The organism is Arthrobacter sp. ISL-48, assembly GCF_018613805.1.
GTDB lineage: Bacteria > Actinomycetota > Actinomycetes > Actinomycetales > Micrococcaceae > Arthrobacter.
In genome coordinates, this window is record NZ_JAGGPL010000002.1 from 87,003 (window position 1) to 108,522 (window position 21,520).

The following is a 21,520-nucleotide window of genomic DNA, read 5'->3' on the forward strand; positions in this document are numbered from 1 at the left end:
AGCAATGAGCCTGCAGCAACCCTCCGCGCGGGGTGAACTTACCGGCCAGCGGGCACTGTCCGAGTGGCTGCCGCGGAGGCTGGCGGCTGAAAGCCGGGCCGTCCTGGTGATCGGCGACGTGATGCTGGATGGCTGGTGGAGCGGAAACATCGAGCGCATGTGCCGTGAGGCGCCGGCGCCGGTGGTGGACGTGACCGCCCGGGAATACGCTCCGGGCGGTGCCGCCAACACCGCCATGAACCTCGCCGCACTGGGGGCCCGGGTTTCCGTGGCGGGCATCATTGGCACGGATGACGCCGGGGTGATGCTGCGGAGAAAATTGGTGGAGGCGGGCATAGACGTAACGCACCTGCACGATCATCCTGACATGATTACCACCACCAAAACCCGCATCAGCAGCGGCGGACAGGTGATGCTGCGGATTGACGATGCGGCCACAGCTGTCCCGGAGGAGGCGCTGGCAGCGCTGGCCTCCTCGGTCCGTGCCGCCGTCGAACATCAGGACGCGGTGATGGTGTGCGATTACGGAACCGGCGTGCTCGCTGACCCAGTACGCCGAAGCCTCGGCGAGGCGCTCCCCGGGCTGGAACTCGCAGGGCCGGAAACTGCCCGCGTGACCGGCGGTGCCGGGGCAACAGTCGCCCCAGGCACAACGGCCGCGCGGCCGCTAACGGTGATCGATGCCCATGACCCCCGCCCGTGGGCAACGTTGCGTCCTGATCTCGTCACCCCGAACGCCCAGGAAGCCACTGGGATGCTTGACCTGCGCCTGCCCAGCGGCCCCGGGCGGGTGGAGGCCGTCAGCCGGCACCGGGAGGCGCTGCTGGAGGCCACGGGTGCCCGGGCCGTGGTGGTCACACTGGACCGGGACGGTACCCTGCTCTTCTCGGCGGACGGCGGCTCGCATCGGACATGGGCGCGGCCAGCCGCCGAAAAGCAAGCTTCCGGGGCTGGTGACACATTTGTAGCTGCCCTGACCCTGGCCCGAACGGCCGGGCTGCCCCTGACCACCAGCCTGGACCTGGCCCAGGCCGCCGCGGACGTTGTGGTGCACCAGCCGGGGACGTCCGTCTGCAGCACAGTCCAGCTGAGCCGCTACCTGGAGAGCTTCGCGGACATGGCGCTCAGCGCGGAGGAGCTCGAACGCCAGGTCGAGGTGCACCGGTCCCAGGGCCAGCGCATCGTGCTGACGAACGGCTGCTTCGATGTCCTGCACAGCGGCCATACCCGGTACCTCAACCAGGCCAAACAGCTGGGAGACGTCCTGGTGGTGGCACTTAACAGCGACGAATCGGTGCGCCGGCTCAAAGGACCCGACAGGCCCATTAACAGCGTGACGGACCGAGCCGCGGTGATCGCCGCGCTGAGCTGCGTGGACTACGTCACGGTTTTCGATACCCCCACCGCCACTCCGCTGATCCGCCAACTCCGGCCCGAGGTCTATGCCAAGGGCGGGGACTACACCCCCGAGATGCTGGAGGAAACGCCGGCAGTGGAGGACTACGGCGGACGCGTGGCCATTCTGGACTACGTAGCTGAGCGCTCCACCACCGCGGTGGTCAAACGGATCAGGGAGGGCGAAGGGGCGTCGCCAGCCAGCTAGCGTGAACTAGTGTTGAACCATGACTGAAGCGGGACACAGATAGTGGCAAAACGCGGCAGGTCAGGGGCACGGAACAGCGCACGCCCGGTGGCGGGAGTGGTGGAAGTACCCAAGGGCACCCGGCCCGACGGCCCGGTTGAGGGCGTCTACTACATCGATACCGGCGACTGCGAGCTGATCGCGGACCAGGACAACTCCAACGGTTGGCTCCTGAAGATCAACGGCGTCATGAGCTCCCACATCGACCTCGCCGATCCGCTCTTTCTGGACTTCGAATACATGCGCTGGATGGCGGCGCTCATCGAATCACGCTGGCCACCCAGGCCGAAGGCTGGGGAGCCGGCACGCCTGCGGGGACTCCACCTGGGCGGCGGCGCCTGCTCCCTGGCGCGGTACTTCCACGCCGCCTACCCTGACGCCCGGCAAGTAGTGGTGGAGCTCGACGGAAAATTGGCTGAATACGTCCGCGGCTGGTTCGATCTGCCCAAGGCTCCGCTGCTCCGCCTGCGGGTGGGTGAGGCCCGCGAGGTCACCGAGACGCTCACCTCTGACACCCGCGACTTCATCATCAGGGACGTTTTTGCCGGGGCGCTGACACCCCGGCCGCTCACCACTCAGGAGTTCAACAACCACGTCCGGCGGGTCCTGGCGCCGGGCGGCATCTACGTGGTGAACTCCGGCGACGCCCCGGACCTGAAAAACGCGCGTGAGGACGCCGCCACTATTGCGGCCTCCTTTGAGCACACCGTCATCATCGCGGATCCGGCCATGCTCAAGGGCCGGCGCTACGGAAATATGGTGATGGCCGGCAGCGATGTACCGTTCGACGGCGACCCGCAGCTGGCCCGGCGGCTCCTGGGCGGAGCGGTCCCGGCCCATCTCTGGAACGACGCCCAGGTGCGCGCCTTCGCCGCGGGGTCCCCGGTCCGCCACGACCCTGCACCGATTGCTCCGTAGCGGCCCTTTTGTGGCCGAAAACGGCGGTTACGGAGCAGTCGACGGGGTCCTTCCCAGGAGTGCCTCACGGTGCGCCACGGTTTGGTCCCGGAGTGCCTGTACGACGGCGGCCACGGCGGGGCGGCGCATCGAGTCGGGCCGCAGCACCATCCAATAGGGGAGCAGTTCGCCGAAGCCGGCAGGGAGCAGCCGGACCAGGTCCCCGTGAAGATCGCCCATGAAACAGGGTAGGAAGCCGATGCCCGCACCGGCACGGGTGGCCTCCACATGGACAAAGACATTTGTTGACGTCAGTCCGTCGCGCATGGCCGGGACAAGCCGGCGGGGTGCATCGAGGTCGTCAACCTGAAGCATGGAATCCACAAAGTAGACCAGCGGGTGCTCAGTCAGTTCCGCCACGCTGGCCGGGGTTCCGTTCTCGGCGAGATAGGAGCGCGACGCGTACATCCCCAACATGTATTCGCCGAGCCGGATGGCCTCGGCCCGGTGGACCTGGGGCTCGCCCACCACCACCTCGATGTCCAGCCCGGACCGCTGCTGGAGTGCACGCCGGGTCATCGTCACGACTTCCACGCTGAGCCCCGGATGTTGCCGCCGCAGACCCGCCACAGCGGGCGCTGCGATGTAGGCGCTGAAGCCGTCGGTGGCCGTCATACGGACGACGCCGCTGACCGGATCAGGAGCCTTCCCCGCGGGCCCCAGCGCACTCACCGCCGCCTCCACCTGTTCAGCCACCCGTACGGCCGCGGTGCCAAGCTCCGTCAGCTCCCACCCGCCGGCAGCGCGGGCCAGGACCCGGCCGCCCAGAGCCTTCTCCAATGCGGCTATCCTCCGTGAAACGGTGGTGTGGTTCAGTCCCAGGGCCTGTGCCGCCGTCGTAAATTTGGCGGAGCGGGAGACCTCCAGCAGGACCAACAGGTCATCGGGGTTGGCGTTCATGTCTGCAATTGTGCACACAACTGGTGCCATTTTGGGCATTGAAGGTGCATGTTTGTGCAGCAATACTCGAGGGAGCCATTAGTGCTGTGGATCACAGCACGTGTCAATGTGGACACTAAGGAGAAACCCATGAGCGTAGAGCAACGCTCGGCAGACAATGCCGCCGGACCCGCATCCAAGGGGTCCGGGCTGAAGAAGATCGTGGCCGCCTCGATGGTGGGCACAGTGGTGGAATGGTACGAGTTCTTCCTCTACGCCACGGCCGCAACCCTGGTGTTCGGGAAGTACTTCTTCCCGGCCACTGGACACGAGCTGGACGGCATCATCCAGGCGTTCCTCACGTACGCGGTTGGTTTCGTGGCACGGCCTTTGGGTGGCATCGTGTTCGGCCAGATCGGCGACAAGCTGGGCCGCAAGCCCACCCTTCAGCTGACCATCGTCCTCGTGGGAGTGGCCACGTTCCTGATGGGCTGCCTGCCCGGTTTCGCTGACATCGGCTACCTGGCACCCGCTTTGCTGGTGGCCCTCCGCTTCATCCAGGGCTTCGCGCTGGGCGGCGAATGGGGCGGGGCCGTGCTGCTGGTTGCGGAGCACAGCCCCAACAAGTCCAGGGGTTTCTGGTCCAGCTGGCCGCAGGCTGCCGTGCCGGTGGGCAACCTGCTGGCAACGCTGGTGTTGTTCGTCATGTCCACCACGCTCAGCCCAGAAGCCTTCCTCGGCTGGGGCTGGCGGGTAGCGTTCTGGCTCTCCGCCGTGATCGTGTTCGTGGGCTACTACATCCGAACCCACGTCACCGAAGCGCCAATTTTCCTGGAGGCCAAGGCGCTGGTGGAGAAGGAGCAGGCCGTCAGCTACGGCGTCTTCGAAGTGGTCCGCAAGTACCCTAAGGGCATCCTCCAGGCAATGGGACTGCGCTTCGCGGAGAACATCATGTACTACCTCGTGGTCAGCTTCGCCATCGTCTACCTCAAGAGCGTGCACAAGTACGACACCTCCTCGCTCCTGCTGGCGCTCCTGATCGCCCATGTCATCCACTTCCTGGTCATCCCGCAGATTGGCCGGCTCGTGGACAGGGTGGGCCGGAAGCCGGTGTACCTGTTCGGTGTTATCGCCGGCGCTGCCTGGCCGTTCTTCGCCTTCCCCATGTTCGATACCCGCAACGCCGTGGTGATCGTGTTGGCCGTGACCATCGGCCTGTGCCTGCATGCATTCATGTATGCCGGCCAGCCTGCCATCATGGCCGAGCTGTTCCCCACCAGGATGCGCTATTCGGGGGTCTCACTTGGTTCCCAGGTGACGTCCATCTTCGCCGGTTCGCTGGCTCCGCTCCTGGCCACCCAGTGGCTCAAGGACACCGGTTCGTGGTTACCCACAGCCATCTACCTGCTGGTTGCCTGCGCCATCACCTCGGTGGCGGTGCTGAGCCTGAAGGAGACCAAGGGCATCGCCCTGGAGGAAGTGGACAAGGCCGACGCCGCCCGCGAGGGACTCCTCCCGGCCGGCTCACGCTGAGCTGCTACGGCTGCTGATACACGATGGGAACCGGGATTGGTATGGAAAACAGTTTGAACGGCCGCAAGGCCCTGGTGACCGGCGGCGCCAGCGGAATCGGCGCCGCGTGCGTCCGGGAGCTCTCGGCCCGCGGGGCGAAGGTAGTGGTGGCCGACGTCGACTCGGCTGGTGCCGCCGCACTGGCCGACGACGTGGGCGGCACCGCCTGGGCCGTCGATTTGCTGGACGTGGACAGGCTCGCCACCCTGAGCCTGGACTGCGACATCCTGGTGAACAACGCCGGGATCCAACGCATCAGCCCCATCGAGGATTTCGACCCCGCGGAGTTCCGCCGGATCATCGCCCTCATGCTGGAGGCGCCGTTCCTGCTGATCCGGGCTGCCGTGCCGCACATGTACGCCAACGGCTTCGGCCGCATCATCAACCTGTCCTCCGTGCACGGAATCCGTGCCTCCCCCTTCAAGAGCGCCTACGTCTCCGCCAAGCACGGCCTCGAGGGGCTGAGCAAGGTGACCGCGCTCGAAGGCGGGGAGCACGGCGTCACGTCCAACTGCATCAACCCGGGCTACGTTCGCACGGCGCTGGTGGAGAAGCAGATCGCAGACCAGGCACTGGTGCACGGCATACCCGAGTCGGAGGTCCTGGCCAAAGTGATGCTCACCGAATCCGCGATCAAGCGGCTCGTGGAGCCGGAGGAGGTGTCGTCCCTGGTGGCGTGGCTGGCCTCGGATCACGCCGGCATGGTGACGGGGGCCAGCTACACCATGGACGGCGGCTGGTCAGCGCGCTAACTCCGGACGCTCTCTCACATCCTGCGGGTTTTGGGCCGACGCTCTCTCACATCCTGCGGGTTTTGGGCGGACGCTCTCTCACATCCTGCGGGAGTATCGCCCGACCTCCCGGAGCGGCTAATCCTGCCGCCTCAAATGGCGGTGGTCGTAGAAGAAGACCCCCGCCGCGGTTCCCAGTTCCACCGAGGAGCCGCGGCGGGACGTCACGATCCCTTCATGCCGGCCGTTGAATGGATCCTCTCCCACCACGGCATCCCCCATTCGGTAGGGGCACCTCGGGGCCAGGGTCACCAGGACGCGGGCCCAGGCCTTGCCGATGAGTGTGGAAAGTCTGACTGGCCGGCCCATGCTGGCCAGGTCCTGGACACGCGCTTTCACCATGCGAACCACTCCTTGAAAGCGGCGCAGGGCCGCTCACTTCGGTGCGGTTGCCGGAACGCTCCCAGCAGAGGATGGTCCTCCTATTCCTGGCTGGCACCTTACATTTACCGTAGGCGTTATTCACACCAGTCACACCAGTAACAGGTACTCGTTTTGACGGAGGCCCACTACTTGGGTGCTTTTGGGGTCAGCCCTTGCCGTTAGTTCACCCCTGGCCGGTAACTTACCGCTGACCCTTGAGGATGCTGTCGGCGTTGTCGTAGGCCCAAGTGACCAGGGGAACCAGCAAGGCGGACAGTTCCTGGCCCCGGTCCGTGAGGCTGTAGTCCACTCGGGGCGGAATCACTGGCTGGGACTTCCGCAGCACCAGGCCGTCGCGCTCCAGGGTCTTGAGTGTCTGTGCCAGCATTTTTTCGCTGATGCCGTCGGCCCGGCGCCTGAGTTCGCTCCAGCGGTGCTCGCCCTCCGTAAGGGCCACCAGGACGAGCACTCCCCATTTGCTGGTGATGTGGTCGAGGACCGTCCGGCTGGGGCACCCTGCCGGGAACACGCCGTCGGCAAGGTCCGGCGGTAGGTGGACTGGCAGTGTATCCGTTTCCATGGACATATCTTACCAAAAGGTATGTACCTTACCTATAAGTGCGTACTCTCTTCTAGGAAGTATTTTGCACTGCGGCCCGTTGTGCATGATGACCCATACAAACGGTGAAAGGAAAACACCCATGAGCATCGTCATCACCGGAGCAACCGGACAGCTTGGCCGCCACGTCGTCGAAGCCCTGCTGCACCGCAATATCCCGGCATCGGAAATCGTTGCCACCGGCAGGTCTGTCGAAAAACTGGCCGACTTCGAGGCCCGCGGCGTCCAGGTCAAGCCGATGGACTACGCGGATCCCGCGTCCGTGGCTCAGGCACTGAAAGGCGCCCGCAAAGTCCTCCTCATTTCCAGCAGTGAGGTCGGCCAGCGGGTTGACCAGCACCGCACGGTGATTGAGGCAGCCAAAGCCGAGCGAGTCGAACTTGTTGCCTACACAAGTATCGCCAATGCTGACACCACCGGCATGAAGCTGGCGGCGGAGCACCAGGAAACCGAAGCCATCCTGAGGGACTCCGGGGTGCCGTTCGCTATCCTCCGCAACAGCTGGTACTTGGAAAACTACACCGACCAGCTTCCGGGCACACTGGCCCAGGGTGCCCTTGCCGGAAGCGCCGGCGACGGCAAGGTCAGCGCTGCGTCCCGCGCCGACTACGCCGAGGCCGCCGCAGCAGTCCTTGTTGCCGAAAACCAGGCCGGCAAGATTTACGAACTCGGCGGGGACCATGCGTTCACGCTCGCAGAACTCGCGCAGGAAATCAGCGCCGCGGCCAGCAAGCCTGTGACCTATCAGGACCTTCCGGCCGACGACTACGCCGGCCTCCTGGCCGGATTCGGCGTGCCGCAGCCCTTCGCCGACATCCTCGCGGATTCGGACCTCGGCATCGCCCGCGGCGACCTGCACGTCACCGGCTCCGATCTCCGGGAACTGATCGGCCGGCCCACCACGCCGATGCCCGCTGCTGTCCGGTTGGCCGTCGCCGCCGTCTGAGCAACCGTGGTGAGTCCTATTTACGCGCCTTCCGGGCGCGCAACTAGGACTTGCCAGCTCCGGCCGGGGCAGGCAGAAACTGCCGTAGTTGAACTGGTTGGGTCCAGGACTACTGGCCGCTGCGGGCTGGGAAAACCACCGGCAGCGGTGACGTCTCGTCCACGAGTTCAGCCCGGCGTCGTCCGTTGCCTTTGACCCAGAACCGGTAGGCAAGCAGCAGCAGTCCCAGCCATACGGCCCCAACGTAGAGCGCCACGCGGGTGTCTTCGAAGGCCCCCAGGACGGCGATGACCAGTGCCATAAATGCGATGGTCAGGACCGACGCAGCTGGCCACCAGGGGGACGGGAATTCCGACGCCGGAAGACCGTTCCGGGCAATCTCCCGTTTCATGGCCACATGCGAGGCCAAGATCATGACCCACACCCAGACTGTTGCGAACGTGGCAATCGAGGCAATCAGGATGAAGACGTCCTCGGGAATGACCGCATTCAGCACGACGCCCACCAGGAGGATGCCGGCCATCATCACCACCGTCATCCAGGGGACCCCATGGCGTGAGACTTTGCCGAAGACTGCCGGTGCATGGCCTTGGCCAGACAACCCGAACAGGATGCGGCCGGCACCAAAGATGTCGCTGTTGATGGCGGACAGAGCCGCTGTGATCACCACGGCGTTGAGGATGTGCGGCGCTGCAGGGATACCCAGGCCGCTGAAGATCTGGACGAACGGGCTGCCGTTGGTGCCGATCTCGTTCCAGGGGAAGAGGCTCATCAGGACACCCAGGGTCAGGACGTAAAAGAGCAGGACGCGGACGGGGACCGTGTTGACTGCCTTGGGGATGACCTTCTTGGGATTCGCAGCCTCGCCTGCGGTGATGCCGAGGGTTTCGATCCCGCCGAAGGCGAACATCACCACTGCGAATGAGGCCAGCAGCCCCTCAAAGCCGTTCGGGAAGAGCCCGCCATGCTCCACAAGGTTCCCCAGACCCGGCGCCACCGTTGAGCCGCCCGCCTGGAAACCGAAGAGAATTATGGCCGCGCCGCCGGCGATCATAGCGATGATGGCCACCACCTTGATCAGCGAGAACCAGAACTCCAGTTCGCCGAACACCTTGACGCTGAGCAGATTTAGTGCGGCGAGGAAGCAGATGACTGCCAGGATCCAGATCCAGCGGTCCACCTGGGGAAACCAAAAGCCCATGTAGATACTGAACGCCGTCACGTCCGCTATGGCCACAATCGCCATCTCAAAGACGTAGGTCCAGCCGGTCACAAACCCTGCCAGCGGACCCAGGTACCGGCTGGCGTACTGCCCGAACGAGCCCGAGACCGGATGTCGGACGGCCATTTCACCGAGCGCGCGCATCACCATGAACACCGCCGCGCCTCCAATGACATACGCGAGCAGGACGGCCGGGCCCGCCTTCTGAATGGCTGAGGCCGAGCCGTAGAACAGTCCCGTGCCGATCGCCGATCCGAGTGCCATAAAGCGGATGTGCCGGACGTTCAGTCCCCGGTTCAGGACACTTCCGACGGCGGCGGTGGGCTGGGTTGCGCCCGGCCTTGTATCTTGCCTTGCGGCGTCTTGCCTGGCGGCTGGTGCTTGCTGCATGCGAATACCTTCTCGTCATTGGGAGGGGGACCGCATACCAGCAGACCACTTGGGCGGCCGACGTGATGTGCCTCACGGGGCGTTGGTGTCTTTCATCTCAGACTGGACGGGCAATCTTTCGGCTCCCGCCCGTCATGGTCTAAGACTCTTGACACGATGTCAAACTTTCTTTACATTAGGGAATGTCAGCTTTGCTTTACATTCTTTCGAAAATGACGGGAATGGAAATGTCCTTCGAAGAGAAGACCGCCTGGATCATGGGGGTGTTGGCAATCGGGTCCTATGGCGGGTACGTGGTCATTGTCCTGAGCCTGGCCGGAACCATGCCCGTCGCCGAGGTTCCTTACGTAGCGCCGATGCTGTGGACCGTCGGGGCTTCCATCGCCGCGTCCATCGCCCTGCAGGCCCTGATCGGCATTTTCACGCCCAGGGAGGCCGGTAGGAAAGACCAGCGGGACAAGGAGATCTACAGGTTTGGTGAGTACATCGGACAGTCTTTCGTGGTCATTGGGGGAGTGGCAGCGCTGCTGATGGCCATGGCCGAGCTGGACTATTTCTGGATCGCGAATGTAATTTACCTGACGTTCGTATTGTCGGCGATCCTCGGCTCCGTGGCCAAGATCGTTGCCTACCGCAGGGGTTTCCAGCCGTGGTGAAGCCGACGCGCGTCACCAACTCCATCCGCCGCCTGCGGTTCGAGCGCGGGGAAATGACGCAGGCCGAACTTGCCGCACGTGTGGGCGTCACCCGCCAGACAGTCATTGCCATCGAGCAGGGCCGGTATTCGCCATCCCTGGAAATGGCCTTCCAGATCGCCCACGTGCTCGGCGTGCCACTCGAGGACGTGTTCCAGTTCCCGCACCATGAAGGAGACCCATCGTGAAAGCAATCGTTCAGGACGTGTACGGAAATTCGAACGTTCTTGAGCTGAGGGACATCCCCCGCCCGGTGCCCGGCGACGGCGAGGTGCTTATCCGCATCCGGGCAGCGGGGGTCGACCAGGGTGTGTGGCACCTGATGACCGGCCTGCCGTACCTGGTCCGGCTCTTTGGTTTTGGGCTGAAAAAGCCCAAGGTGCCCGTGCGGGGCCGGGAAGTTGCCGGCGTCGTGGAGGCAGTAGGGGCCGGCGTGACCCGCTTACAGGCCGGCGATGAAGTATTTGGCACGTGTGACGGTTCCTTCGCCGAGTACGTTTGTGCGAAGGAGGGCAGGCTGGCACGCAAGCCCGCAAACCTCACTTTTGAGGAAGCGGCAGCAGCCCCCATTTCGGCTGTTACTGCCTTGCAGGCCGTCCGGGACGCCGGGCAGGTCACCCAAGGCCAGAACGTGCTGGTCATCGGAGCAGGCGGGGGAGTGGGATCGTTTGCTGTGCAGCTCGGCAAGGCCTTCGGGGCGGCGGTCACCGGAGTCTGCAGCACCGCAAAGGTGGAGCTCGTTCGATCCCTCGGCGCCGACCACGTCATCGATTACACCCGGGACGATTTTGCCGGCACCGGGGTTTTGTATGACGTCATTCTGGACACCGCGGGCAACCGGCCGCTGTCCGTCCTTCGGCAAGCACTCGCACCGCGGGGGACGCTGGTGATCGTCGGCGGCGAAGCGGGCGGAAAACTGACCGGCGGATTCGAGAGGGCACTCGGTGCGCCATTGGCCTCCCTGTTTTCCGGCCAGAAACTCAAAGGCCTCGTATCGACTGAGAATCACCGCGATCTTGAAGCCCTGGCATCGCTGATTGAAGCCGGCAGCGTCAAGCCTGCAATCGACAAGGTCTACCCGCTTGCCGAAGCCCCGGCCGCTATTGACTACCTTCACGAGGGACGCGTGCGTGGCAAGGTGGTTGTCAAGATCTGACAGTTTCCGTTTCCTCCCGGCGCCCGCTCGCTGCTTCTTGCTGCGCCGTATTGAAAGCTGCCACCGCGGCGGACTCGACGGAGCCACGGTGCGCGGCCCATTCTTCCGAACTGCGAAGTGACAGGTTGGGGTCGCCAGGGCGCTGGCCTGCGGTCCCGTCGATGAGTTCGCGAAGGATGTCAGCGTGGCCCAGGTGCTGGGCCCGTTCAGCAAGCATGTGGACCAGAATCTGGTGCAGGGTCACGTGACGCCGCTCTTCCGGCCACCATGGAACCACCCCGGGGGCATCAGACGGCAGCGCCTCAATAGTCGCATCGCTGTGCGCAGCGGCGAAGCGGTGCAGTTCAACGATGTCCTCCCGCGTTTCGGCTGCGGTCACCCACATATCGGCGTCGGGGCTGGCGTCGTCGTCGTACCACGGGAGGTGCCGCCCGCTGGGACGGCCGAAAACCTCGCCGAAGTAGCCGAGCTCCACACTTGCCACGTGCTTGACCAGCCCCAGCAGGTTGGTGCCGGTGGGCGTGAGCGGCCGACGGACGTCGTACTCGCTCAGCCCGTTCAGCTTGCCCAAGAGGTCGTCCCGCCTGACGCGCAGATAGTGGTGCAGTCTGTCTTTATCGTCCATAGCGGGCACTCTATCCAACTCCATGGACAGTCAGCGCAAAGAACCAGAACCAGAACCAGAACCCGACGAGGCGAGCCTCTCACGCAGCCAATGGATCACAGCTTCGCCCTGCCGCTGCTGGAATGCCCGGACGGTGGGAAGGCCGGGCGGTGGGGGTTGCCGGGCGGCGTCCATGAAGTACGCGGCCAGGCCGGACAGGAATCGGTCCACGTTTTCCGGCGTTGCAGTGGTGAAGACGGCATGGGAATCGAGCATGGCATCAACATCGAAGGCAGGATTGAAGACCCGAACGTTCACGAGCACCGTGACGGCATCCACCCATGGTGCGCCAACAGTGGCCCAAGGCCAGTCCACGAGGATGGCTTCGTTGTCCGCGGTGATGAGGAGGTTGTCAGCGCGGATGTCAGTATGCACCAGCGACTCACCGGCCAGGTCCCTCAATCCCGATCCTGCCAGCTGTTCCAGGGTGTCCAGATTCGCGAGGATCCAGGGATCACAGTCATCCGGCGTACTCTCCCTGATACGGGTCCACCCTTGGAATGCCTCGGTTAGCTCGTGTTCCAGCCTCGGCAAATGTTCCAGCTCCGGCGGGACCGGTGTGCGTGACAGTTCCAGCAGGGCGTCCAGGACCAGCGACAGTTCCGCGGAGTGCCAGGGGACATGCGGATGCCTTCCTTCCACATCGGTGAGGACAAGCGCAACCCATGCTCCGTCGTCGAAGGTTCCGATCAGCGATGGAGCGGGCACGCTGTCAGGCAGAACCGCTGCGATAGCTGCTTCTTTCCGATGGATCGCCGGCGACTGCTCATTCGGCTGTGGACCCACCGCCTTGACAAAAGCCCTGCGGCCGGTGGCCGTGAGAACTCTGTCCGCGCTGCCCGGAGAGAACCCTCCCTGCTGACCGGCAGCCTCTGCCACGGGAGCGCCGAGAATCTCCTCGATTCCTGCCTGCACCGGGCCGGGCAGGTCGGTCCAGCTGATACGGGGGCTCCATTCGGGTTGCATGAGGACCATTATCCCGGTGCGCCCGGCAACGAGGATGGTGTCAGCCGGCAACTCCTTGGTGCTGCAGCCACATCTCCAGCACCGCTAAAGACCACAGGATGTTGCCCTTGGCGGGCGTGAACTGCTGGTTGGGGCTTCCCAGGAGCCCTTCTACATAGTCGGAGCGGAGCAGTCCGCGCTGTTTCGCTTCGGGAGCATGCAACGCATCGCGGACCATGCCGAGGAATGGCTCATCCAGGTGGCGAAGCGCCGGGACGGGGAAATATCCCTTGGGCCGATCGACAACGGCGGAAGGGAGCAACCTCCGGCCCAGGTCCTTCAGCACTCCTTTGCCACCCTGAGCCACCTTGAGTTCAGGCGGGCAGGCCGCGGCCAAGGTAACAAGGTCCTGGTCAAGGAAGGGAACCCGTGCTTCCAGCCCCCACGCCATGGTCATGCTGTCCACCCGTTTGACGGGATCGTCGGGCATCAACACATGGGTGTCCAGGCGCAGGATGGCATCGAGCGCCGTCTCGGCGCCGGGTTTGGCCAGCTCCATTGCCAGCCGTTGCGTGCTGACGTCCGAAGGACACAACCACTCCGGCTCCACCGCCTCCATCATCTGGGCATGGCTTCTGTCCGCAAAGGCAAGCGTGAAGGTTTCCAGGGCACGTTCCCGGGGGACAGCACCCGCCGGCTGGTGATAGGCATAACCAGCGAATACCTCGTCGGCGCCCTGCCCGGACTGGACCACTTTGACGTGCTCTGACACAATCCTGGACAGCAGATAGAAGGCCGTGACGTCGTGGCTGGCCATAGGTTCCGGCATGGCAGCGATAGCCTCCGCGATCGCTGGCGCGAAATCCGACACCGGGATATGGAGGCGGTGGTGATTTGTGCGGAACCGCTCAGCAATGAGGTCCGAGTACTCAAACTCGTCCCCCCTTTCGCCGCCGGCGCCGTCGAAACCGATGCTGAATGTGCTCAGTCCTGTCTGGCCGGCGTCGGCCAGCAGGGCCACGAGCAGGCTCGAGTCCAGGCCGCCGGACAGGAGCACGCCTACGGGAACGTCCGCGACCAGCCGGCGCTTAACCGCTGTCCGCAGGGCTGCGTGGACGGCATCGAGCCAGTCGTGACCAGTCCACAGCGCATGTTCAGGCCTGCGAACATAGTCAGGCTGCCAGTAAACCCTGTCGCGCTGGCCGCCGTCGGAGGTAAGCACCCGGACCGTAGCCGGAGGAAGTTTCTGCACCCCGCGCAGGATGGTGCGGGGCGCGGGCACAATGGAATGCCAGTTCAGGTAATGATGAAGAGCTGTGTCATCGATGTCGGTGTCTACTCCTCCAGCAGCGAGAACCGCGGGCAGGGTTGAAGCGAACCTGCATCGTGAACCGGACTGTGCCACATAGAGAGGCTTGATGCCCAGCCGGTCCCGGGCGAGAACCAGCTGGTTCCGCCGGTTGTCTACGAGCGCAACCGCGAACATCCCTACAAGGTGGTCAACGAAATCTTCTCCCCAGTGCCGGTAGGCCTTGAGGATCACTTCCGTATCACTCGTGGAATCGAAGAAATAGTGTTGTTGGAGTTCCCTGCGTAGCTCGTGGTGGTTGTAGATGCAGCCATTGAAAACCAGGGCCAGCCCCGCACCCTCATCGATCATGGGCTGGGCGCCCGCTTCGGAAAGCTCAATGATGCTAAGGCGCCGATGCCCCAGTGCTGCCCAGCCGTTGCTCCATACTCCCTCGCCGTCAGGTCCCCTTTCCGCCATGGAATCTGTCATCCGTTCCACTGCACGCAGATCTGCCCTCTCCCCCCGGAAGGCCATCTCGCCCGCTATGCCGCACATAATGGCCCCTCGAAATATTAATAAGCATGCTTATTTGTTAACCTTGAATCAGGCCTAAAGCCGCGTCAAGTGCGAAGCCGGAACGGCACTTCAATTTCTCTGGACCCGGTGGGACGCTTGAGGCGGACATCAGGAACGAGACCAGCCGACGGCGGCGAGCCGGCAGCGAACGGGCAGATTCCCGGCGCACACCGAGAAGGGCAGCACCATGCGCATCGCAGCAGGTCAATTCAGTGCCGGAACAGATCAGGCACACAATCTCCGGGCCATCCACCGTTTGATGGAGGCAGCCGTTGACGGGGCGGCGGAGCTGCTGGTGCTTCCCGAGTCAAGCCTCTACGCCAGTACTGAGCCCCCCGCAGTCCTGAAGTCTGTCGCCGAAAGCCTCGCCGGCCCCTTTATCTCCGGGATAGCAGGCCGAGCGAAGGAGCTTGGCCTGCCAGTAGTGGTGGGAACAACAGAGGCAGGCACGGACGGGCTGCCCTGGAACACGCTGGTCTCGATTGACTCAAGCGGTGTGGTTTCCGGTACCTACCGCAAGGTCCACCTCTATGACGCCTTCGGTTACCGTGAAAGCGACGGCATCAGCCCCGGGCCGATCATGGCGCCTTCTCTGCTCCAGTTCGGCGAATTGACCCTGGGAATGCTCACCTGCTACGACCTCCGGTTCCCGGAAAGCACCCGCTACCTCGTCGACGCTGGGGCCAACGTCCTCCTGCTTCCCGCCATGTGGATCACGGGGCCGGGGAAGGAAGACCACTGGAACACCCTCGTGCGGGCGCGGGCCATCGAGAACACCTCATATGTCGTCACGGCGAATCAGACCGGACCACTCGCAACCGGCTACTCCATCATCGTGGATCCGTTCGGAGTGGTGCTGGCCAACGCCGGCGAAACCCCGGGCGTGGTGTTCGCCAACGTGGAGATAGAGCGCCTGAATGCTGTCCGCGTGAAGGTGCCGTCCCTTGCAAACCGGCGCTTCAGGGTTGTCCCCGGCGCGACTTCCGGAGCCTGATCTGCGCGTTACCTGCAGGCCGAGCGGAGGCAATGATACGCAAAAGTGACGATGACGAAACACGGTGTACACATCCTCTTCGTAGCCTTGATCTAAGACGCCCCATGGAAGGACCAACCCGCATGAACGTGAACGCCGACGCGGCGATCAAGCCGATCATTGGGCTGACCACGTATCTGGAAAAGGCAGTCACTGATGGTTGCGGGACAGTCCGCGCCGCGTTCCTCCCCGAAACATACCTGACACCCATTCTCGAGGCGGGCGGCGTACCAGTCCTCCTTCCACCGCAGCCGACCCTCGGGAACATGATCCAGCACCTCGTCAGCAGGCTGGACGGTCTGTTGATCCCTGGGGGATGGGATGTTGATCCAGGGCTTTACGGCCAGGAGCCGCATCCGGAAACAGACCAGCCCAGGCCGGAACGCGATCAATGGGAGCAGGCCCTCATCCTGGAGGCCCTCCGCCAGGACGTTCCGCTTCTCTGCATTTGCCGGGGTGAGCAGTTGCTCAATGTCACGCTGGGCGGAACACTGCACCAGCATCTTCCCGATGTCGTGGGTAATGCCAATTATCAGCTGGGCGGGCACCAGTTCAACGCCATCCAGGTGGAAATCAGGCCGGACTCCCGGCTCGGCGGACTTCTCGGCACGGCTTCCCTCGATGGTGTTCCAGTGTCACACCACCAGGCCGTGGACCGCCTCGGTGAGGGGCTGATTGCAGCTGCCTGGAGCGAAGACCAGGTTGTTGAAGCCATCGAATACCCTGACAATCGCTTTTGCCTGGGCGTGCAGTGGCATCCAGAGCAACTGGCGGAGGAAAAGACGCTGTTCGCAGGATTCGTCGAAGCCGCAAGCGCGAAGATGCTCTCAAGGCTCGTACCCGCCACTGTTGTGACCCCGGCTTTAGAGGGGGAGCTCAGCGCCAGCTGAAACCTCGAACAAAGGGAAGCTCTGTCTCCAATCACAGACAGATGATTGCCAATTTGGCCTATCCTCGGGCTGGCGGGGTGCATCCTTAAGTACCGGATGCCGGACACCTCCCCCGAAGCGAAGAGGAAAATGCCAAGCTCAACCACCATCAATACCCCGGGCTTCCCGGCTGCCTCCGGTGCGGCGCGCGCTGCATCGACTCTGACGGCGAAACTGGCCTCCAAGGTTCCGGCTGCCGAAAACACCCTGCGTATCCTCAAACTGCTGGCCTCGAAGCGGGGGCCGATGGCGGCGTCGAGCATTGCCACGTCACTGGGCCTCCCTCGCTCAAGCGTCTACCACCTCCTAGGCGTGATGGAGGCGAACGGTTTTGTGCTCCATCTGCATGAGGAGCAGCGGTATGGGCTGGGTATCAGCGCCTTCGAACTGAGTTCGGCGTATTCGCGCCAGGAGCCGTTGTCCCGCCTGGGCCGGCCGCTGCTGGCATCCCTGGTGGATGTGATCGGCGAAAGCGCGCACCTGGCGGTGCTCCACGGCCGCGACGTCCTCTACATCGTGGAGGAGCGGGCCAAGAACAGGCCGTCCCTGGTGACCGACGTCGGGGTCCGGCTGCCCAGCCATCTCACCGCCAGCGGCCGGGCAATCCTTGCCGCGCTGCCCAAGTCGCAGGTCCGGGCGCTCTACCCGAACGCCGCCGCGTTCACAGCCCGGCACGAGGTGGAGGGCGCCATCATGAAATACTCGGCCCTATCCTCCCACCTGGATCACGTCCGGCAGCGTGGTTACGCCACCGAACACGGCGAAGTGACGCCAGGCTTCGGCTCAATCGCTGCCGCCGTCACAGACCACGTGGGCTGGCCGACGGCGGCAGTCGCCGTGACGTTCCTGGAGGAGAAACTGCCGGCGGACCAGTGGCCTGCGCTCGCGGCCAGGGTGCAGAAAGTAGCGGACGAGCTCTCGGTCCGCATCCACGGCCGCCCCACCAAGTAGCCCGCCAGTCCACCCCTACAACCAGGTGGCGCTAACTGTTGTTCCGGACCCGCAAAACGACGGTTAGTGCTACCTGGGTTGGGGAAGGGCAGGCGTCTGGAATCCCGGACATCACCCTGCTGAAAGCCCTGTCCGGCCGGGTGCGAAGGGGCTTTAGTTGATACAGAACTTCCATCGGATTTCCCCTGAGACGAAAAGGAGCCACCATGGCACCCGCCGATTTCACCACCGGTGCCCGCCCGGTCAAAGCAGCCCGCGGCACCGAGCTCACCGCCAAGAGCTGGCAGACGGAAGCCCCGCTCCGCATGCTCATGAACAACCTGGACCCGGAGGTCGCCGAACGCCCGGATGACCTGGTGGTCTACGGCGGCACGGGCCGGGCCGTCCGGTCCTGGGCCGCGTTCGACGCGATCACCCGCACCCTGGAGACCATGGAGGCGGACGAGACGCTGCTGGTCCAGTCCGGCAAGCCGGTGGGCGTGTTCCGCACCAACCAGTGGGCGCCGCGGGTGCTGCTGGCCAACTCCAACCTGGTGGGTGACTGGGCCAACTGGCCCGAGTTCCGCCGGCTCGAGGCTGAAGGCCTGATGATGTACGGCCAAATGACCGCCGGGTCATGGATTTACATCGGCACCCAGGGGATCCTGCAGGGCACCTTTGAGACCTTCGCGGCCATCGCCCGCAAACTCACCGGGGACGAGGACGGCACGCTCGCCGGCACCCTGACCCTGACCGGCGGCTGCGGCGGGATGGGCGGCGCGCAGCCCCTTGCCGTCACCCTGAATGACGGCGCCTGCCTGATTGTCGACGTCGATGAGACGCGCCTGCGCCGTCGCGCCGGCAAACGCTACCTGGACGAGGTGGAAACGGACCTCGACGCCGCCATCGCCAAGGTGCAGAAGGCCAAGGAAGAGCGCCGCGGCTGGTCCGTCGGCTATGTGGGCAACGCCGCGGAGGTTTTCCCGGAGATCCTGCGCCGCCATAACGCCGGCGAGCTGACCGTGGACATCGTCACGGACCAGACCTCCGCCCACGATCCGCTGAGCTATCTCCCCGAGGGCATCAGCGTGGCGGAATGGCACCGCGAGGCCGCAGCAGATCCGGAAGGGTTTACCAAGAAGGCGCAGGCCTCCATGGCGAAGCACGTCCAGGCCATGGTGGAGTTCCAGGACGCCGGCGCCGAGGTCTTCGACTACGGCAACTCCATCCGTGACGAGGCCCGCAAGGGCGGCTACACCAGGGCCTTCGAGTTCCCGGGCTTCGTTCCCGCCTACATCCGCCCGCTGTTCTGCGAAGGCCTGGGCCCGTTCCGCTGGGTTGCGCTCTCCGGCGACCCTGAAGACATCGCAGTCACCGACGCGGCGATCAAGGAGCTTTTCCCGGAGAACAGGCACCTGCACCGCTGGATCGACGCCGCCGCCGAGCGCGTGGAGTTCGAAGGCCTGCCGGCACGGATCTGCTGGCTCGGGTACGGTGAACGCGCCAAGGCAGGTCTGCTCTTCAACCAGCTCGTCAAGGACGGCAAGGTCAAGGCCCCTATCGTCATCGGCCGCGACCACCTTGACTCCGGCTCTGTCGCCTCCCCGTACCGCGAGACCGAAGCCATGGCCGACGGCTCTGACGCGATCGCGGACTGGCCGCTGCTGAACGCCCTGCTCAACACCGCGTCCGGCGCCACCTGGGTCTCCCTCCACCACGGCGGCGGTGTCGGCATCGGCCGCTCCATCCACGCCGGCCAGGTCGCCGTCGCGGACGGCACCGACCTCGCCGCCGAAAAACTCGAACGCCTCCTCACCAACGACCCCGGCATGGGCGTCATCCGCCATGCCGACGCCGGCTACCCCCGCGCCCTCGACGTCGCGCAGGAACGCGGCGTCCGCATCCCCATGAACGAAGGCCAGTAGCAATGACTCTCACCACCCACGAACCGCTCACCGTCACCCTTGGCTCCAGCGGCATAACGCCCGAGGACGTCGTCGCCGTCGCCCGCCACAACGCCAAGGTGACCATCTCCCAGGAAGCCCTGGACACAGTGGCCAAGGTCCGCGCGCACATCGACGACCTTGCCCACAGCGAGGTTCCCGCCTACGGCATCTCCACGGGTTTTGGTGCGCTGGCCAACCGCCATATCCCAAACGAGCTGCGCACCCAGCTGCAAAAGTCGCTGATCCGCAGCCACGCGGCCGGCATGGGACCGGCGGTGGAGCGTGAAGTGGTCCGCGGCATCATGTTCCTGCGCGCCAAGACCCTCGCCTCCGGGCGCACGGGGGTCCGCCCGGTGGTGCTGCAGACCATGGTGGACGTGCTCAACGCCGGCATCACCCCGGTGGTCCGGGAATTCGGCTCGCTGGGCTGCTCCGGCGACCTTGCACCGCTGTCCCACTGTGCCTTGGTGCTGATGGGCGAGGGCCAGGCGGAAGGTCCCGACGGCGTGCAGTACGGCGGACGCGGTGAATCACCCGTAGCGGAGCTACTTACCGCCCATGGCATCGAGCCGGTCACCCTCGCCGAGAAGGAGGGCCTGGCGCTGGTGAACGGCACCGAGGGCATGCTGGGCATGCTGTTGATGGCCATCGCGGACATCCGGCAACTGCTGACGACGGCGGACATCACCGCCGCGCTGAGCGTTGAGGCGCTGCTCGGCACAGACCAGGTCTTTCTGCCCGAGCTGCACGCCGCCCTCCGGCCGCACCCGGGCCAGGCCGCCTCCGCGGACAACATGCTCCGGGTCCTGTCCAACTCCCCGATCGTGGCCTCGCACCGGATCAACGACACCAAGGTCCAGGACGCCTACTCGCTGCGCTGCGCCCCCCAGGTGGCCGGTGCTGTCCGCGACACCGTGGACCACGCCTGCCTGGTGGCTTCCCGTGAACTGGCCGCCGCGATCGACAACCCCGTGGTCCTGCCGGACGGCCGGGTGAGCTCCAACGGCAACTTCCACGGTGCACCCGTGGCCTATGTGCTGGACTTCCTGGCTATCGCCGTGGCCGACCTGAGTTCCATCGCGGAGCGCAGGACGGACAGGATGCTGGACCCGGCGCGTTCCCATGGCCTGCCCGCCTTCCTCGCTGCGGATCCCGGCGTGGATTCGGGGCTGATGATCGCGCAGTACACCCAGGCAGGCCTGGTCTCCGACAACAAACGGCTGGCAGTTCCGGCGTCGGTGGACTCCATTCCGAGTTCGGCCATGCAGGAGGACCACGTGTCCATGGGCTGGCACGCTGCACGCAAGCTGCGCAAAGCGGTGGAGAACCTGCGCCGCGTGCTGGCCATCGAACTCGTGACCTCAGCGCGCGCCATCGATATTCGCACGCAACTGTCCGGCGGAAAGCTCACGCCTGGACCCGCAGGTGCCGCCGTCATCGGTGCGCTGCGCGCCGTCGTCGAAGGCCCGGGGACTGACCGGTTCCTTTCGCCGGAACTGGAAACGGCTGACCGGCTGGTGGCCTCTGGCGAAGTGCGGGCAGCAGCCGAATCCGCCGTCGGAATCCTGGCATGAGGGGAAACATTATTCAGCCGGATCAGTGTAGGCGGCCCGCCTCGAAATATGTGGCGACACAGACAATTTGGGCGCGGGAAGTGTAGTAGAACTGAAGGTGTAGTAAGAGTCACATCAAAGAGGCTGTGGCGCAGAACGTATACAAAGGGGTAGAAGTTCACATGAAAGCACGCGGGGGAGTCCTGTCGAGGCGCAATTCCCATTCGGCCGCCATCTCGGATTGGGGAACGCTCACGGTCGGGGACCAGGTGGAAATCATCAAGCACGCGCATGTCATTGCGGCAGGTGTTGTGGAAGAAGTGTCGAAGAGCGGGAACGTCCTGTGGCTCGTGCCGGCCGATCCGGCAGAAAAGCAGCTCTTCCTTAAATCAGACGGCGTGCAGGTGCGACGGAGTTAATC

General features: G+C 64.6%; 21 protein-coding genes. 14 read left to right on the forward strand and 7 right to left on the reverse strand.

Features of this window, described 5'->3' with window-relative positions; genetic code table 11:
* The first annotated feature begins 4 nt into the window (after positions 1-4).
* Entirely contained in the window at positions 5-1,603 is a 1,599-nt protein-coding gene (gene rfaE2, locus J7E83_RS02720; RefSeq protein WP_214958898.1) for a D-glycero-beta-D-manno-heptose 1-phosphate adenylyltransferase, read from the forward strand.
* 42 nt (positions 1,604-1,645) lie between these two features.
* The gene (locus J7E83_RS02725) at positions 1,646-2,560 is read left to right on the forward strand and encodes a spermidine synthase (RefSeq protein WP_214958899.1); all 915 of its coding nucleotides are present in this window, start codon (positions 1,646-1,648) and stop codon (positions 2,558-2,560) included.
* Between the two features lie 27 nt (positions 2,561-2,587).
* On the opposite strand, the gene J7E83_RS02730 is transcribed toward J7E83_RS02725, so the two are convergent.
* Positions 2,588-3,499: a LysR family transcriptional regulator gene (locus tag J7E83_RS02730; protein WP_214958900.1), complete on the reverse strand. Its 912-nt coding sequence runs from the start codon at positions 3,497-3,499 to the stop codon at positions 2,588-2,590.
* A gap of 129 nt (positions 3,500-3,628) precedes the next feature.
* On the opposite strand from J7E83_RS02730, the gene J7E83_RS02735 reads away from it, so the two are divergent.
* Positions 3,629-5,011 (forward strand): MFS transporter, encoded by a 1,383-nt coding sequence (locus J7E83_RS02735; RefSeq protein WP_214958901.1) that lies wholly within the window; start codon positions 3,629-3,631, stop codon positions 5,009-5,011.
* A gap of 41 nt (positions 5,012-5,052) precedes the next feature.
* Positions 5,053-5,802, forward strand: coding sequence for a 3-hydroxybutyrate dehydrogenase (locus J7E83_RS02740; RefSeq protein WP_214958902.1), 750 nt, complete (start codon positions 5,053-5,055; stop codon positions 5,800-5,802).
* 117 nt (positions 5,803-5,919) lie between these two features.
* Here the strand turns inward: J7E83_RS02740 and J7E83_RS02745 are convergent, their stop codons facing one another.
* Positions 5,920-6,183, reverse strand: a complete 264-nt coding sequence (locus J7E83_RS02745) for a hypothetical protein (protein WP_214958903.1) — start codon at positions 6,181-6,183, stop codon at positions 5,920-5,922.
* Between the two features lie 223 nt (positions 6,184-6,406).
* On the reverse strand, positions 6,407-6,784 hold the full coding sequence (locus J7E83_RS02750) for a helix-turn-helix domain-containing protein (RefSeq protein ID WP_214958904.1): 378 nt from the start codon (positions 6,782-6,784) through the stop codon (positions 6,407-6,409).
* Between the two features lie 121 nt (positions 6,785-6,905).
* On the opposite strand from J7E83_RS02750, the gene J7E83_RS02755 reads away from it, so the two are divergent.
* On the forward strand, positions 6,906-7,769 hold the full coding sequence (locus J7E83_RS02755) for an SDR family oxidoreductase (RefSeq protein WP_214958905.1): 864 nt from the start codon (positions 6,906-6,908) through the stop codon (positions 7,767-7,769).
* A gap of 109 nt (positions 7,770-7,878) precedes the next feature.
* Here the strand turns inward: J7E83_RS02755 and J7E83_RS02760 are convergent, their stop codons facing one another.
* Positions 7,879-9,381 carry an amino acid permease gene (locus tag J7E83_RS02760; protein ID WP_214958906.1) on the reverse strand — a complete coding sequence of 501 codons (1,503 nt, stop codon included), beginning with the start codon at positions 9,379-9,381 and terminating at the stop codon, positions 7,879-7,881.
* A 212-nt stretch (positions 9,382-9,593) separates the two neighbouring features.
* Between J7E83_RS02760 and J7E83_RS02765 the strand changes: the two genes are divergently transcribed.
* The 3 genes from J7E83_RS02765 to J7E83_RS02775 are packed head-to-tail and all read left to right on the forward strand — an operon-like array spanning position 9,594 to position 11,232.
* The gene (locus J7E83_RS02765) at positions 9,594-10,037 is read left to right on the forward strand and encodes a hypothetical protein (protein WP_214958907.1); all 444 of its coding nucleotides are present in this window, start codon (positions 9,594-9,596) and stop codon (positions 10,035-10,037) included.
* Positions 10,031-10,264 carry a helix-turn-helix transcriptional regulator gene (locus tag J7E83_RS02770; RefSeq protein WP_214958908.1) on the forward strand — a complete coding sequence of 78 codons (234 nt, stop codon included), beginning with the start codon at positions 10,031-10,033 and terminating at the stop codon, positions 10,262-10,264. Before J7E83_RS02765 ends, J7E83_RS02770 begins: the two co-directional genes overlap by 7 nt.
* Positions 10,261-11,232: an NAD(P)-dependent alcohol dehydrogenase gene (locus J7E83_RS02775; protein WP_214958909.1), complete on the forward strand. Its 972-nt coding sequence runs from the start codon at positions 10,261-10,263 to the stop codon at positions 11,230-11,232. Before J7E83_RS02770 ends, J7E83_RS02775 begins: the two co-directional genes overlap by 4 nt.
* Here the strand turns inward: J7E83_RS02775 and J7E83_RS02780 are convergent.
* Genes J7E83_RS02780 through J7E83_RS02790 form a run of 3 tightly spaced genes read right to left on the reverse strand, consistent with a single transcriptional unit; the run spans position 11,222 to position 14,687 of the window.
* Positions 11,222-11,857, reverse strand: coding sequence for a DinB family protein (locus J7E83_RS02780; RefSeq protein WP_214958910.1), 636 nt, complete (start codon positions 11,855-11,857; stop codon positions 11,222-11,224). The two genes, J7E83_RS02775 and J7E83_RS02780, sit on opposite strands and share 11 nt — an antisense overlap.
* Before the next feature lie 30 nt (positions 11,858-11,887).
* Positions 11,888-12,862: an aminoglycoside phosphotransferase family protein gene (locus J7E83_RS02785; RefSeq protein ID WP_214958911.1), complete on the reverse strand. Its 975-nt coding sequence runs from the start codon at positions 12,860-12,862 to the stop codon at positions 11,888-11,890.
* Between the two features lie 40 nt (positions 12,863-12,902).
* Positions 12,903-14,687 (reverse strand): N-acetylglutaminylglutamine amidotransferase, encoded by a 1,785-nt coding sequence (locus tag J7E83_RS02790; protein ID WP_214958912.1) that lies wholly within the window; start codon positions 14,685-14,687, stop codon positions 12,903-12,905.
* 208 nt (positions 14,688-14,895) lie between these two features.
* Here J7E83_RS02790 and J7E83_RS02795 point away from each other — a divergent pair, with 208 nt between their 5' ends.
* From J7E83_RS02795 to J7E83_RS02820, 6 genes are all read left to right on the forward strand, one after another.
* Positions 14,896-15,702, forward strand: a complete 807-nt coding sequence (locus J7E83_RS02795; RefSeq protein ID WP_214958913.1) for a carbon-nitrogen hydrolase family protein — start codon at positions 14,896-14,898, stop codon at positions 15,700-15,702.
* A gap of 122 nt (positions 15,703-15,824) precedes the next feature.
* Positions 15,825-16,631 carry a gamma-glutamyl-gamma-aminobutyrate hydrolase family protein gene (locus J7E83_RS02800; protein WP_214958914.1) on the forward strand — a complete coding sequence of 269 codons (807 nt, stop codon included), beginning with the start codon at positions 15,825-15,827 and terminating at the stop codon, positions 16,629-16,631.
* A 129-nt stretch (positions 16,632-16,760) separates the two neighbouring features.
* Positions 16,761-17,621, forward strand: coding sequence for an IclR family transcriptional regulator (locus tag J7E83_RS02805; RefSeq protein WP_251043391.1), 861 nt, complete (start codon positions 16,761-16,763; stop codon positions 17,619-17,621).
* Between the two features lie 206 nt (positions 17,622-17,827).
* Positions 17,828-19,525, forward strand: a complete 1,698-nt coding sequence (locus J7E83_RS02810) for a urocanate hydratase (RefSeq protein WP_214958915.1) — start codon at positions 17,828-17,830, stop codon at positions 19,523-19,525.
* Between the two features lie 2 nt (positions 19,526-19,527).
* Entirely contained in the window at positions 19,528-21,120 is a 1,593-nt protein-coding gene (gene hutH / locus J7E83_RS02815) for a histidine ammonia-lyase (protein ID WP_214958916.1), read from the forward strand.
* A gap of 161 nt (positions 21,121-21,281) precedes the next feature.
* Positions 21,282-21,518, forward strand: a complete 237-nt coding sequence (locus tag J7E83_RS02820) for a hypothetical protein (protein ID WP_214958917.1) — start codon at positions 21,282-21,284, stop codon at positions 21,516-21,518.
* The last annotated feature ends 2 nt before the right edge of the window (positions 21,519-21,520 follow it).

Excerpts from the sequence above, each read along its gene's own strand:
- J7E83_RS02740 (WP_214958902.1), top strand. The coding sequence starts at position 5,053 with ATGGAAAACAGTTTGAACGGCCGCAAGGCCCTGGTGACCGGCGGCGCC.
- J7E83_RS02765 (WP_214958907.1), top strand. The coding sequence starts at position 9,594 with ATGACGGGAATGGAAATGTCCTTCGAAGAGAAGACCGCCTGGATCATG.
- J7E83_RS02785 (WP_214958911.1), bottom strand. The coding sequence starts at position 12,862 with ATGCAACCCGAATGGAGCCCCCGTATCAGCTGGACCGACCTGCCCGGC.
- J7E83_RS02820 (WP_214958917.1), top strand. The coding sequence starts at position 21,282 with ATGAAAGCACGCGGGGGAGTCCTGTCGAGGCGCAATTCCCATTCGGCC.
- J7E83_RS02810 (WP_214958915.1), top strand. The coding sequence starts at position 17,828 with ATGGCACCCGCCGATTTCACCACCGGTGCCCGCCCGGTCAAAGCAGCC.
- J7E83_RS02745 (WP_214958903.1), bottom strand. The coding sequence starts at position 6,183 with ATGGTGAAAGCGCGTGTCCAGGACCTGGCCAGCATGGGCCGGCCAGTC.
- J7E83_RS02795 (WP_214958913.1), top strand. The coding sequence starts at position 14,896 with ATGCGCATCGCAGCAGGTCAATTCAGTGCCGGAACAGATCAGGCACAC.
- J7E83_RS02735 (WP_214958901.1), top strand. The coding sequence starts at position 3,629 with ATGAGCGTAGAGCAACGCTCGGCAGACAATGCCGCCGGACCCGCATCC.
- J7E83_RS02730 (WP_214958900.1), bottom strand. The coding sequence starts at position 3,499 with ATGAACGCCAACCCCGATGACCTGTTGGTCCTGCTGGAGGTCTCCCGC.
- J7E83_RS02780 (WP_214958910.1), bottom strand. The coding sequence starts at position 11,857 with ATGGACGATAAAGACAGACTGCACCACTATCTGCGCGTCAGGCGGGAC.
- J7E83_RS02760 (WP_214958906.1), bottom strand. The coding sequence starts at position 9,381 with ATGCAGCAAGCACCAGCCGCCAGGCAAGACGCCGCAAGGCAAGATACA.
- J7E83_RS02755 (WP_214958905.1), top strand. The coding sequence starts at position 6,906 with ATGAGCATCGTCATCACCGGAGCAACCGGACAGCTTGGCCGCCACGTC.
- J7E83_RS02805 (WP_251043391.1), top strand. The coding sequence starts at position 16,761 with ATGCCAAGCTCAACCACCATCAATACCCCGGGCTTCCCGGCTGCCTCC.
- J7E83_RS02790 (WP_214958912.1), bottom strand. The coding sequence starts at position 14,687 with ATGTGCGGCATAGCGGGCGAGATGGCCTTCCGGGGGGAGAGGGCAGAT.
- J7E83_RS02750 (WP_214958904.1), bottom strand. The coding sequence starts at position 6,784 with ATGGAAACGGATACACTGCCAGTCCACCTACCGCCGGACCTTGCCGAC.
- hutH (WP_214958916.1), top strand. The coding sequence starts at position 19,528 with ATGACTCTCACCACCCACGAACCGCTCACCGTCACCCTTGGCTCCAGC.
- J7E83_RS02800 (WP_214958914.1), top strand. The coding sequence starts at position 15,825 with ATGAACGTGAACGCCGACGCGGCGATCAAGCCGATCATTGGGCTGACC.
- rfaE2 (WP_214958898.1), top strand. The coding sequence starts at position 5 with ATGAGCCTGCAGCAACCCTCCGCGCGGGGTGAACTTACCGGCCAGCGG.